This is a genomic window from Pseudomonas sp., assembly GCF_037994325.1.
Taxonomy (GTDB): domain Bacteria; phylum Pseudomonadota; class Gammaproteobacteria; order Pseudomonadales; family Pseudomonadaceae; genus Aquipseudomonas.
Genome location: NZ_JBBNAH010000450.1, coordinates 1 through 12685, shown reverse-complemented (window position 1 = coordinate 12685; position 12685 = coordinate 1). Strand labels below are relative to the sequence as shown.

The 12685-nt window shown below is 61.1% G+C and carries 8 protein-coding genes and 1 tRNA gene; 2 read left to right on the top strand and 7 right to left on the bottom strand.

Annotation, left to right across the window (positions count from 1 at the left end):
- Nucleotides 1-117 precede the first annotated feature (117 nt).
- Together AAAB16_RS15105 and AAAB16_RS15100 are read right to left on the bottom strand one after the other, a co-directional pair.
- Nucleotides 118-193 (bottom strand) — tRNA-Asn (locus tag AAAB16_RS15105).
- Nucleotides 194-274: 81 nt separating this feature from the next.
- A complete protein-coding gene (locus AAAB16_RS15100; RefSeq protein WP_340664056.1) occupies nt 275-1471 on the bottom strand; it encodes an amino acid aminotransferase in 1197 nt (398 codons plus the stop codon).
- Between the two features lie 187 nt (nt 1472-1658).
- Between AAAB16_RS15100 and uvrB the strand changes: the two genes are divergently transcribed.
- Nucleotides 1659-3674, top strand: coding sequence for an excinuclease ABC subunit UvrB (uvrB, locus tag AAAB16_RS15095; RefSeq protein WP_340664055.1), 2016 nt, complete (start codon nt 1659-1661; stop codon nt 3672-3674).
- Nucleotides 3675-4172: 498 nt separating this feature from the next.
- Here the strand turns inward: uvrB and AAAB16_RS15090 are convergent, their stop codons facing one another.
- Nucleotides 4173-5594, bottom strand: coding sequence for a sigma 54-interacting transcriptional regulator (locus AAAB16_RS15090; protein WP_340664054.1), 1422 nt, complete (start codon nt 5592-5594; stop codon nt 4173-4175).
- A 216-nt stretch (nt 5595-5810) separates the two neighbouring features.
- On the opposite strand from AAAB16_RS15090, the gene AAAB16_RS15085 reads away from it, so the two are divergent.
- On the top strand, nt 5811-7229 hold the full coding sequence (locus AAAB16_RS15085) for a TIGR00366 family protein (protein ID WP_340664053.1): 1419 nt from the start codon (nt 5811-5813) through the stop codon (nt 7227-7229).
- 144 nt (nt 7230-7373) lie between these two features.
- Here the strand turns inward: AAAB16_RS15085 and AAAB16_RS15080 are convergent, their stop codons facing one another.
- The 4 genes from AAAB16_RS15080 to AAAB16_RS15065 all read right to left on the bottom strand — a co-directional run.
- Nucleotides 7374-8276 carry a hydroxymethylglutaryl-CoA lyase gene (locus AAAB16_RS15080; RefSeq protein WP_340664052.1) on the bottom strand — a complete coding sequence of 301 codons (903 nt, stop codon included), beginning with the start codon at nt 8274-8276 and terminating at the stop codon, nt 7374-7376.
- 122 nt (nt 8277-8398) lie between these two features.
- A complete protein-coding gene (locus tag AAAB16_RS15075) occupies nt 8399-10333 on the bottom strand; it encodes an acetyl/propionyl/methylcrotonyl-CoA carboxylase subunit alpha (protein WP_340664051.1) in 1935 nt (644 codons plus the stop codon).
- Nucleotides 10330-11130, bottom strand: coding sequence for a gamma-carboxygeranoyl-CoA hydratase (locus tag AAAB16_RS15070; RefSeq protein ID WP_340664050.1), 801 nt, complete (start codon nt 11128-11130; stop codon nt 10330-10332). Before AAAB16_RS15070 ends, AAAB16_RS15075 begins: the two co-directional genes overlap by 4 nt.
- A gap of 27 nt (nt 11131-11157) precedes the next feature.
- The coding region (locus AAAB16_RS15065) for a carboxyl transferase domain-containing protein (RefSeq protein WP_340664049.1) at nt 11158-12685 on the bottom strand (1528 nt) is incomplete at its 5' end.

Genomic DNA, 12685 nt, shown 5'->3' with positions numbered 1-12685 from the left:
GTGCGCACCAAGGCGGTAGCAGCGAAATCGCTGGTGCGCACAGCACACCCTACGAGAAAGAAAGCGTGCTGTTCTATACGCATAAAAAAGCCCCAGTCGGAACTGAGGCTTTGAAGTTGGCTCCACGACCTGGACTCGAACCAGGGACCCAGTGATTAACAGTCACTTGCTCTACCAACTGAGCTATCGCGGAACAGCTGTCTTGCGACAACGGTGCGTATCCTACTGATTCAAAAGGGGAAGTCAAGCATTAGCCGGCTTCCCTTTTGGTTTTTCAGAGGACGCTGGCGATAGCCTTGGTCACTGCGCTGAGGTTGCTGTTGTTCAGTGCGGCGACGCAGATACGTCCGGTGCTGACGGCGTAAATGCCGAATTCGCTCTTCAGCCGTTCAACCTGTTCGGCGCTGAGGCCGGAGTAGGAGAACATGCCGCGCTGCTGGGCTACAAAGCTGAAGTCGCGCTTGGCGCCAAGGGCGGCCAGTTGCTCGACAAAAGCCACGCGCATGTCGCGAATACGGCTGCGCATTTCGCCCAGTTCTTCTTCCCACAGGGCACGCAGTTCCGGGCTGTTGAGCACGGTAGCGACCACGGTGGCGCCGTGGGTCGGTGGGTTGGAGTAGTTGGTGCGGATCACGCGTTTAACTTGCGAAAGCACCTTGGCGGCGTGTTCTTTCGATTCGGTGACGATGGACAATGCACCGACACGCTCGCCATACAGCGAGAAGGATTTCGAGAACGAGCTTGAAACAAAGAAGGTCAGCCCCGATTTAGCGAACAGACGGACCGCTGCGGCGTCTTCTTCTATACCGTCGCCAAAACCTTGGTAGGCGATGTCGAGGAAGGGCACATGCTCGCGCTCTTTCAGTACTTCAAGAATGTTCAGCCAGTCTTCGGTGTTCAGGTCTACGCCAGTCGGGTTATGGCAGCAGGCGTGCAGCACCACGACCGAGCGAGCGGGCAGGGCTTTCAAGTCTTCCAGCAGGCCGGCACGGTTTACGCCGTGGGTGGTGGCGTCGTAGTAGCGATAGTTCTGTACCGGGAAACCGGCCGATTCAAACAGGGCGCGGTGGTTTTCCCAGCTTGGGTCGCTGATGGCGACCACGGCGTCTGGCAGCAGACGCTTGATGAAATCTGCACCGACTTTCAGTGCGCCAGTGCCACCGAGAGCCTGGGTGGTAACCACGCGGCCTTCGGCCAGCAGATGGGAGTCAGCACCGAAAATCAGTTTTTGCACGGCCTGGTCGTAGGCGGCAATGCCTTCGATTGGCAAGTACCCACGTGGTGCATGGGCCTCAATGCGCGCTTGTTCTGCTTTGGCCACGGCGCGCAGCAAGGGAATTCGACCCTCTTCGTTGGTGTACACGCCGACGCCAAGGTTGACCTTGGTGGTACGGGTGTCGGCATTGAATGCTTCATTGAGGCCAAGGATTGGGTCGCGCGGAGCCATTTCGACGGCAGAGAACAAACTCATGATGCGGGAGCTCGAAGAAGAGGGTGGTAAACCAAAACAACCGCCTTGCAACGCAGGTGCTAGGGGTTGCGCAAGTGGGCCGCTAGTATAGCGACCAAGGTTGAGTGCGGCGATAACGTCTGCACTCATTTCACCGGGTTTGACGCAAGGTTTTGCCCCGCGTCACAGCCATTTTGTCGAGGTAATGATGTCGAAGTTTCAATTGGTGACCCGTTTCCAGCCAGCCGGCGATCAACCGGAAGCCATTCGACAATTGGTTGAAGGCCTGGAAGCCGGGCTGTCGCACCAAACCTTGCTGGGGGTAACCGGCTCGGGCAAGACCTTTTCCATTGCCAATGTGATTTCTCAGGTGCAGCGCCCGACCTTGGTGCTGGCGCCAAACAAAACCCTGGCCGCGCAGTTGTATGGCGAGTTCAAGAGCTTCTTTCCGAATAACTCGGTGGAATATTTCGTCTCCTACTACGACTACTACCAGCCCGAGGCCTATGTGCCGTCCTCGGACACCTTTATCGAGAAAGACGCCTCGATCAACGACCATATCGAACAGATGCGCCTCTCCGCCACTAAGGCGCTGCTGGAACGCTCCGACGCCATCATCGTCACCACCGTGTCGTGCATCTACGGCCTGGGCGACCCGCAGTCGTACCTGAAAATGGTTCTGCACCTGGACCGTGGCGACCGCATGGACCAGCGCGAGCTATTGCGCCGCCTGGCCGACCTGCAATACACCCGCAACGATATCGACTTTGCCCGCGCCACCTTTCGCGTACGCGGCGATGTGATTGATATCTTCCCGGCGGAATCGGACCTGGAAGCCATTCGCGTCGAGCTGTTTGACGAAGAGATTGAAAATATCGCCTCCTTCGACCCGCTGACCGGCGAGGTGCTGCGCAAGTTGCCGCGTTACACCCTGTACCCGAAAAGCCACTACGTGACGCCGCGGGAAAACCTGCTCAGCGCCGTGGAGAACATCAAGGTCGAGCTCAAGGAGCGCCTGGACTACCTGCGCGCTAATAACAAGCTGGTGGAAGCGCAACGCCTGGAGCAACGCACCCGTTTCGATATCGAAATGATCGTTGAGCTGGGCTACTGCAACGGCATCGAAAACTACTCCCGCTACCTCTCCGGCCGCGGCTCAGGCGAGGCGCCGCCAACCCTGTTCGACTACCTGCCGGCCAACGCCCTGCTGGTGATCGACGAGTCCCACGTCAGCGTGCCGCAGGTCGGCGCCATGTACAAAGGCGACCGCTCACGCAAAGAAACACTGGTGGAGTACGGCTTCCGCCTGCCGTCGGCACTGGATAACCGGCCGATGCGTTTTGACGAGTGGGAGTCCATCAGCCCGCAAACCATCTTTGTTTCCGCCACGCCCGGTAACTATGAAACCGAGCACGCCGGCCGCGTGGTTGAACAAGTGGTGCGGCCGACCGGCCTGGTCGACCCGCAAATTGAAGTGCGCCCAGCCACCACCCAGGTGGACGACCTGCTTTCGGAAATCAAAAAGCGCGTCGAGCTGGAAGAACGTGTGTTGGTCACCACTCTGACCAAACGGATGTCCGAAGACCTTACCGACTACCTGGCCGACCACGGCGTGCGCGTGCGCTACCTGCACTCGGACATCGACACCGTGGAACGCGTGGAAATTATCCGCGACCTGCGCATTGGCGCCTTTGATGTGCTGGTCGGCATCAACCTGCTGCGCGAAGGTTTGGACATGCCGGAAGTGTCGTTGGTGGCGATTCTGGATGCCGACAAAGAAGGCTTCCTGCGCTCTGAGCGTTCGCTGATCCAAACCATTGGCCGCGCCGCGCGTAACCTCAACGGCCGGGCGATTCTGTATGCCGACCGTATAACCGGCTCCATGGAGCGCGCCATCGGCGAAACCGAACGGCGGCGTGACAAACAGATCGCCTTTAACCTGGCCAACGGCATTACCCCAAAAGGGGTGAAAAAGGACATTCAAGACATTCTCGAAGGTGCCGTAGTGCCGGGCTCCGGCAGCAAAAAACGCAAAGGCATGGCCAAAGCGGCGGAGGAGAGTGCCCGTTACGAAGCGGAATTGCGTTCGCCGAGTGAGATCAACAAACGCATTCGCCAGTTGGAAGAGAAGATGTACCAACTGGCCCGCGACCTGGAATTCGAAGCGGCGGCGCAGATGCGCGACGAGATCCAGAAAATGCGTGATCGGTTGTTGAAGGTTTAACACCGGTCGCCAATACCCTCCGTCATTCCCGCGCATGCGGGAATCCAGAGTGGTGCAGGAAAATGAGTAGGGCTGGCAATTCTGGGTCCCTGCCTGCGCAGGGACGACGGTGTTGCTGGCGCCAGTGCTCTTCCATCTCACACCGTCATTCCCGCGTAGGCGAGACACCAGAGTGGTGCAGGAAAACGCGTAGGGCTGGCGATTCTGGGTGTCCGCCTGCGCGGGGACGACGGTGTTTCTGGCGCTAGTGCTCTTCCACCTCACACCGTCATTCCCGCGTAGGCGAGAAACCAGAGTGGTGCAGGAAAATGAGTAGGGCTGGCGATTCTGGGTCCCCGCCTGCGCGGGGACGACGGTGTTGCTGGCGCTGGTGCTCTTCCACCTCACACCGTCATTCCCGCGTAGGCGGGAATCCAGAGTGGTGCAGGAAAATGAGTCGGGCTGGAAATTCTGGGTCCCTGCCTGCGCAGGGACGACGGTGTTGGGAGGATGGCGTTATCAGTCCCCGCTAATGCCCAACGCCACCATCTTTTTGTACAACGTCGAGCGCCCCAGCCCTAGGCGTTTGGCGGCTTCCACCACATTGCCGTTATGCGCCGCCAGGCTCTGTTCAATCAGCTGCCGCTCAAACGCCGCACGGGCGCTGTAGAAGTCCTGATCCCCCGTCATCTTCGTTGCCACACCCGCTGGTAACGGGCTCAGCCGGCCAATGGCCGTGCGCAGTGCCGCGGCATTGAGCAGCGGTTCGTCACTCAGCAATGCCGCACGCTCCAGCACATTCCTCAATTCGCGAATATTGCCCGGCCAGGCATGGCTAGCGAGCAGGGCAAGGGCATCGCCGGCCAGTTCGAAATGCCCGCGGCCATCGCTCATCAACAGCTCGTCCAGAATCGCATCGCACAGCGCCGGCAGGTCGTCGAGGCGTTCGCGCAGCGGTGGCACTTGGATCGGTAATACGTTTAGGCGGTAGTACAAGTCGGCACGGAAACGTCCAGCAGCTACCGCGTTTTCCAGGTCCAGTGAGGTGGCGGCGATCAGGCGGATATCGCTGCGCAGCATTTGGTTGGAGCCCACCGGTTCGTATTCTTTTTCCTGCAACACGCGCAGCAATTTGCTTTGCAACGCGAGCGGCATATCGCCAATTTCATCCAGAAACAGCGTGCCGCCTTCGGCCAGTTGCAGCTTGCCGGAGCGGCCTTTGCGATCGGCGCCGGTAAAAGCGCCGGGCGCGGTGCCGAAGAATTCGGCCTCCAGCAGGTTCTCTGGAATGGCCGCACAGTTGACGCTGACAAACGCCCGGTGCGCCCGCGCGCTGGCGCTGTGAATGGCGTGGGCGAGCAGCTCTTTGCCTGTGCCGGTTTCGCCCAGCAGCAAAATCGGTGATTCACTGCTGGCGCCACGCCGCGCATGGCGTTTGACCTCCAGGCTGCGGGCGCTGGTGCCAATAAAGTGCGAGAAGCTGTACTTGGCTTGGCGCGCTTGCAGCAGCGAGCGGGTGGAGGCCAGCTCCTGTTGAATTTGGCTAAAGCGCGTGACCAGCGGTGCCAGGCGCGTGACTTGGTCGAACAGGGCAAAGCCGATGGCGCCAATTACCTTGCCGGCCGCATCGTGAATGGGCAAACGCATTACCACCAGCGGGCCATTGGGGGTGTCGAGCATATCCAGCAAAATCGGTTCGCCGGTCTCGGCTACCTGGCGCATCAGGCTGCCGGGGATGACTTTTTCCACTTCTTGCCCCACCGCCGCTTTGGCGCTGGCCTGGCCGTAGCGCTTGGCGTAGCGCTCGTTCATCCAGACGATGCGCGCCTCTTTATCGACGATCACCGTGCCCTCGCTGGACTGCTCAACAATCTCGAACAACGAACGGATCGCCAGTTGGCGTACCTGCCGGTAGTCCTTGAGGTTGTTGGCGTCTTTCATGGGGCGATGGCCTTGTGTGGGAGAGGTTGCCAGCGTGCCAGAAATGCTCGGCGGCTGCCTGTGGGCATTGATTGAGGGTTCTGATCAATGCTGCGGAAAATGCAATTTATCCAGTCGGAACTTAATGGGCGGTAGCGGCACTACCACCATAGGCCGCCGCTGCGCTCTTGCGCGCGCCGCAGACCTGTCGAACAACAATAAACGCGGGGTTTGACCATGAATACGCAGGTAGAAAAAAGCGCCTTCGCGCGGTTCGCGATGCGCTGTTCCAATTGGGCGGAGCGCTGGTTTCCCGATTCCTGGGTGTTCGCCACCTTGGCGGTGTTGCTGGTGACGCTGGCCGTGCTGGCCATGGGCGCACCGCCAGCGCAGGCGGCTAAGGCTTTTGGCGACGGCTTCTGGAGTTTGATTCCGTTCACCATGCAGATGGCCTTTGTGGTGATCGGCGGCTATGTGGTGGCCAGCTCCGCGCCAGCGTCGCGCTTGATTGACGTGTTGGCGCGGGTGCCGAAAAACGGCCGGCAGGCGGTAGCCTGGGTGGCGTTGATTTCCATGTCGGCGTCGTTGCTCAACTGGGGCTTGAGCCTGGTATTTGGTGGCCTGCTGGTACGTGCCCTGGCGCGTCGGGAAGAGCTGCATATGGACTACCGCGCCGCCGGCGCCGCCGCATATTTGGGGCTGGGTGCGGTGTGGGCGTTGGGGCTGTCGTCTTCAGCCGCGCAACTGCAAGCCAACCCCACCAGTTTGCCGCCTTCAATCTTGGCGATTACCGGCGTTATTCCGTTCACCGAGACGATTTTTCTCTGGCAATCCGGCGTTTTGCTGCTGGCCTTAGTGGTGGTGTCGCTGGTGATTGCCTATATCACCGCGCCGAGTGCCAGCAGCGCGCGGGATGCCAAAGCCTGTGGCGTTGACCCAAGCTTTACCGTGACCAAGTTGGAGAAACCGACTCGCCCTGGTGAGTGGCTGGAACACAGCCCGCTGCTGATTATTGTGCTGGTATTGCTCGCTGCCGGTTGGCTGGCCCAGGAGTTCGCCAGCAAACCAGCGATTGTCGCTATCTCCGGGCTTAACACCTACAACCTGTTGTTCTTGATGGTCGGTGCATTGCTGCACTGGCGGCCGCGCAGTTTTCTGGATGCGGTGGCCCGCGCCGTGCCGACCACCACGGGCGTGCTGATTCAATTTCCGTTGTATGGCTCCATCGCCGCCATTATGACCACCGTCAACGGCAGCGACGGCCAGACCGTGGCGCACCATATTTCCACCTTTTTTGTGCAGATCGCCTCGCATGACACCTATGCCTTGCTGATGGGCACGTACTCGGCGGTGCTGGGGTTCTTTATTCCCTCGGGCGGCGGCAAGTGGATTATCGAGGCGCCCTACGTGATGCAGGTGGCCAATGAACTGCAATACCACCGTGGTTGGGCGGTGCAGATTTACAACGCCGCTGAGGCGCTGCCGAATCTGATCAACCCGTTTTATATGCTGCCGCTACTGGGCGTATTGGGGCTGCGGGCGCGGGATTTGATTGGCTTTTCATTTGTGCAGCTGTTGGTGCATGCGCCGCTGGTGCTGTTCTTGTTGTGGGCGTTGGGGACGACCTTGACCTATACACCGCCGGTTGCGCCATAACGCCTTCCCTCACCCCCGGCCCCTCTCCCGCAAGCGGGAGAGGGGAGCTACCCGGCCGGCGCGATCAGTTCCCTCGCCCCTTTGGGGAGGAGAGGGCTAGGGTGAGGGGCGGTGTTTGCACGGTAGCGTGCGGATACGGCAATTCTATTGTTTGGCAAGAAAAGCCCTAGCAGCCCGTGAGCCATTGGCCTTGCCCAACACCTCGCAAATCCCTTGGCCGGCGGTAATCAATTTACCCATGTCGATGCCGGTGCTGATGCCCATGCCATTAAGCATGTACAACACATCTTCGGTGGCGATATTGCCGGTGGCGCCCTTGGCATACGGGCAGCCGCCCAGGCCTGCGACCGAGCTATCAAACACGGCGATGCCTTCTTGCAGGCTGGCGTAGATATTTACCAGCGCTTGGCCGTAGGTGTCGTGGAAATGCCCGGCGAGTTTGTCGCGCGGGATATCACGGCCAACCACGTCAAACATCGTTCGCGTGCTGGCCGGCGTACCAGTACCAATGGTGTCGCCCAAAGAAACCTCGTAGCAGCCCATGGCAAATAGCTCGCGCGCCACCATGGCGACTTGCTCCGGCGCCACGTCGCCTTCATAGGGGCAGCCAAGCACGCAGGAGACATAACCGCGCACGGTGATCTGCTGTTGTTTGGCCAGCTCCATTACCGGCTGGAAACGCGCCAAGCTTTCGCTGATCGAGCAGTTGATGTTTTTTTGCGAGAACGCCTCGGACGCCGCGGCAAATACAGCCACCTCGGTAACCCCCGCTTCAATCGCGGCTTCCAGGCCTTTGAGATTCGGCGTCAGTGCGCCGTAGGTCACGCCAGGCAGGCGTTGGATCTGCGCAAACACCTCAGCCGAGCCAGCCATTTGCGGCACCCATTTAGGCGATACAAAGCTGCCGACTTCGATATAACCGAGGCCCGCGGCAGATAGCTGATCTACCAACTGCACCTTGGCCGCCACGCTGATGGCCTGTTTCTCGTTTTGCAAACCGTCACGCGGGCCGACTTCGACCAAGCGGACGTGATGGGGCAGGGGCATGGCAGTCTCCAACAGTCAGATCTTCGTTGCGTTGATAATTCTGGATTCCCGCCTACGCGGGAATGACGGTGATGGTTCGAAAAGCCTCGTCGCCCCCGCGAAGGCGGGGGCCCAGGAGGACGCTACTCCAACTCCACCAATACACTGCCCTCGGGCACCATTTCGCCTTCGCTGCAGTACAAGGCTTTCACCACGCCATCCTGAGGCGCGCGAATGCTGTGTTCCATTTTCATCGCCTCCAGCACCACCAGCGGTGTTCCGGCTTGCACGCGTTGCCCGGCTGCAACCAGCACGCGCACGATACTGCCGTTCATGGGCGCCGTCAGCCCGCCATGGTGGGCGTGGCTGGCGTCGGCGGCGGCAATCGGGTCGAACAGCTGCACGGCGTGCAGCTCATTGTTCCAGTGCAGGTACAGGATGGCGCCTTGGCGAATGGCCAAATGTTGGCTGCGCAGACCGTTGGCATCCACCAGCAAGTAATCGCCGCGCCGTTGCACACTGCTGTCGCCGCCGCGCAGACGAACCACGTGCTGTTCGCCGCCGCTGCTTAGGTGTAGATCGGTTTCCGCCGGCAGCCCGGCGCGAAAACCGCTGCTGCTGGCCCACGCTGAGTGCGGGTCGTCGTCACGCTGACGCGGCGCTTGGGTCAGTTGCCAGGCGCGGGCCGCCAGTTGCCAAAAGGCTTCCGGCAAGTCGCTAGGGGCGGGCAGCAGTTGCTCCTGGTAGCGGGGAATAAACCCGGTATCCAACTCAGCGGCGGCAAAGGCCGGATGGGCAAGGATACGTTGCAAAAACGCCAAGTTGGTTTTCACCCCGCCGACGGCAAATTCGCCCAGCATGGCCAGCAGGCGCAGACGCGCTTCTTCGCGGTTGTCGCCCCAGGCAATCAACTTGCCCAGCATCGGGTCGTAGAACGGCGACACCTGGTCGCCCTCGGCCACGCCGCTGTCTACCCGCCGGCCCAGGCCATGCGCCGATTCGCGGTACAGCTGCAGGGTGCCGGTGGCCGGCAGAAAGTCGTTGGCGGGGTCTTCGGCATACAGGCGCACTTCGATGGCATGGCCAATCAACGGCACCTGTTCCTGGGTCAGTGGCAAGGCTTCGCCACGGGCCACGCGGATTTGCCAGGCGACCAGATCCAGGCCGGTAATGGCCTCGGTGACCGGGTGTTCCACCTGCAGGCGCGTGTTCATTTCCATAAAGAAAAAGTCGCCACGAGCGTCGAGCAAAAACTCCACCGTGCCGGCGCCAACATAGCCGATGGCTTGCGCGGCTTTTACCGCCGCTTCGCCCATGGCGCGGCGCAGTTCCGGGCTCAGGCCTGGGGCGGGGGCTTCTTCGACTACTTTCTGGTGGCGGCGCTGAATCGAGCAGTCACGTTCGTTCAGGTACAGGCAGTGGCCGTGGCTGTCGGCAAATACTTGGATTTCCACGTGGCGGGGTTTGAGCACGTACTTTTCCACCAGCATCTGGCTGTTGCCAAACGACGACAACGCCTCACGCTGCGCCGACGCCAAGGCCTCGGCCAATTCGCTTTCCTGCTCGACCACCTTCATACCTTTGCCGCCGCCACCGGCCGTGGCTTTAAGCAGCACCGGGTAGCCGATGCGCGCGGCGGCGTCGCGGAAGGTTGCGATATCTTGCGCATCGCCGTGGTAGCCGGGCACCAGCGGTACGCCGGCTTTTTCCATCAGCGCTTTGGCCGCAGATTTACTGCCCATGGCGTCGATGGCGGAGGCGGGCGGGCCGAGGAAGATCAGCCCGGCCGCTTCAATGGCGCGAGCAAAGCCGGCGTTTTCTGAGAGAAAGCCATAGCCAGGGTGGATAGCCTGGGCGCCGCTGGCCTGGGCGGCGGCGATCAGTTTGTCCACCAACAGGTAACTTTCGCCGGGCTTGGCGCCGCCGAGGTCGACGGCGATATCCGCCTCGCGCACATGGCGTGCCTCGCGGTCGATGGCGCTGTGCACGGCCACGGTGCTAATGCCCAGGGCCTTGGCGGTGCGCATGACGCGGCAGGCAATTTCGCCACGGTTGGCGATGAGTAGACGGCTGATCATGACTGCGGCTCCTGCCAGGACGGCGTGCGTTTTTGCAGAAAGGCGTTAAGGCCTTCTTGCCCCTCGGCACTGACGCGGATGCGGGCGATGGCGTTCTCGGTGTAGCGGCGCAGGGCTGGGGTGAGCACGCCACTGCCCACTTCGTGCAGCAACTGTTTGCTCGCCTGCATGGCCTGCGGGCTGTTGAGCAACAGGTTGGCGGTCCACTTACTGACCTCACTTTCCAGCTGCTCAGGCGCATAGCACTCAGCGAGCAGACCCAGCTGTTGCGCGCGCTCGCCGTCAAAGCGCTCGGCGGTAAGGGCATAGCGGCGTGCCGCGCGTTCGCCGATGGCCTGCACCACAAACGGGCTGATCACCGCTGGGGCCAGGCCGATGCGCACTTCCGACAGGCTGAACTGCGCATCGCGCGCAGCAATGGCCATATCGCAGCAACTGATCAGCCCCAGGGCGCCGCCAAAGGCTGCGCCTTGCACCACGGCCAGGGTGGGAATTTTAAGGTGATACAGGCTGTGCATCAGTTCAGCCAGCTCACGGGCATCGTTAAGGTTGGCGTTGTAGTCGAGGGTAGCCGATTGCTGCATCCATGCGAGGTCGGCGCCAGCGCAGAAGTGTTTGCCACGGCCGCGCAGCAGCATAAAACGCAGGCTGCGGTCGGCCTTGATAATGTCCAGGGCGAGGATCAGTTCGCGGATCATCTCGGCATTAAAGGCGTTGTTTTTCTCCGGGCGGTTCAGCCACAGGGTGGCGATGCCGTTGGCGCTGATATCCAGCTCAAGCGTGGTGAAGTCGGTCATGGCAGAAGTCTCGTCAGGGCAGCCGGGTTACATCCGGAACACGCCAAATTGGGTCGGCTCGATCGGCGCGTTCAAGCTGGCGGATAACGCCAGGGCCAATATTTCGCGGGTTTGCGCCGGGTCGATGACGCCGTCATCCCACAGCCGCGCGCTGGAGTAGTAGGGGTGGCCCTGCTGCTCGTACTGGGCAAGGATCGGCTGTTTAATCGCCGCTTCTTCCTCGGCGCTCAGTTGCTGGCCACTGCGCTCGGCCTGCTCGCGCTTAACCTGCGCCAGCACCCCGGCCGCTTGTTCGCCACCCATGACGCCGATGCGCGCGTTCGGCCACATCCACAAAAAGCGTGGGTCGTAAGCGCGGCCGCACATGCCGTAGTTACCGGCACCAAAACTGCCGCCAATGATCACGGTAAATTTCGGCACCTTGGCGCAGGCCACCGCAGTGACCAGCTTGGCGCCGTGCTTGGCGATCCCGCCGGCTTCGTATTTTTGCCCGACCATAAAGCCGGTGATGTTTTGCAAAAACAGTAGGGGAATACCGCGCTGGCAGGCCAGCTCGATAAAGTGCGCGCCTTTTTGCGCCGACTCGGCGAAGAGAATGCCGTTGTTGGCGATGATCGCCAGCGGGTAGCCGTTGAGGTGGGCAAAGCCGCAAACCAGGGTGCTGCCAAACAGCGCTTTGAATTCGTCGAACTGCGAGCCGTCCACCAGGCGGGCGATGACTTCGCGGACATCGAACGGCTGTTTGGCGTCGGCCGGAATCACGCCGTATAGCTCGTCGCTGGCATACAGCGGTGCCTGTACCGGGCGGCTATTGAGATGCCCTTGTTTGCGCCAGTTGAGGTTGCTGATGCAGCGCCGCGCCAGGGCCAGGGCGTGTTCATCGTCCTCGGCATAGTGATCGGCGACGCCGGAGGTTTTGCAATGCACATCGGCGCCGCCGAGGTCTTCGGCGCTGACCACTTCACCTGTTGCCGCGCGCACCAACGGCGGCCCGGCGAGAAAGATGGTGGCTTGGTTGCGCACCATGATGGTTTCGTCCGACATCGCCGGCACATAGGCGCCGCCAGCGGTGCACGAGCCCATGACCACGGCGATTTGTGGAATGCCCATGGCGCTCATATTCGCTTGATTAAAGAAGATTCGGCCGAAGTGTTCGCGGTCGGGGAATACTTCATCCTGGCGCGGCAGGTTGGCGCCGCCGGAGTCCACCAGGTAGATGCACGGCAGGCGGTTTTCCTTGGCGATGGTTTGTGCGCGCAGGTGTTTTTTTACCGTGAGCGGGTAGTAGCTGCCGCCTTTGACCGTGGCGTCGTTGGCCAGAATCATGCACTCCACGCCTTCAACGCGACCGATGCCGGCGATTACCCCTGCGGCGGGAACGTCTTCGCCATAGACCTCATGGGCGGCCAGTTGGCCGACTTCGAGAAAGGCGGAGCCGGGGTCGAGCAAACGGTTGATGCGTTCACGCGGCAGCAGTTTGCCGCGCGAGGTATGGCGTTCTTGCGCCTTGGCGCCGCCGCCTTCATGCACGCGGGCGAGCAGGTCAACCACCTGC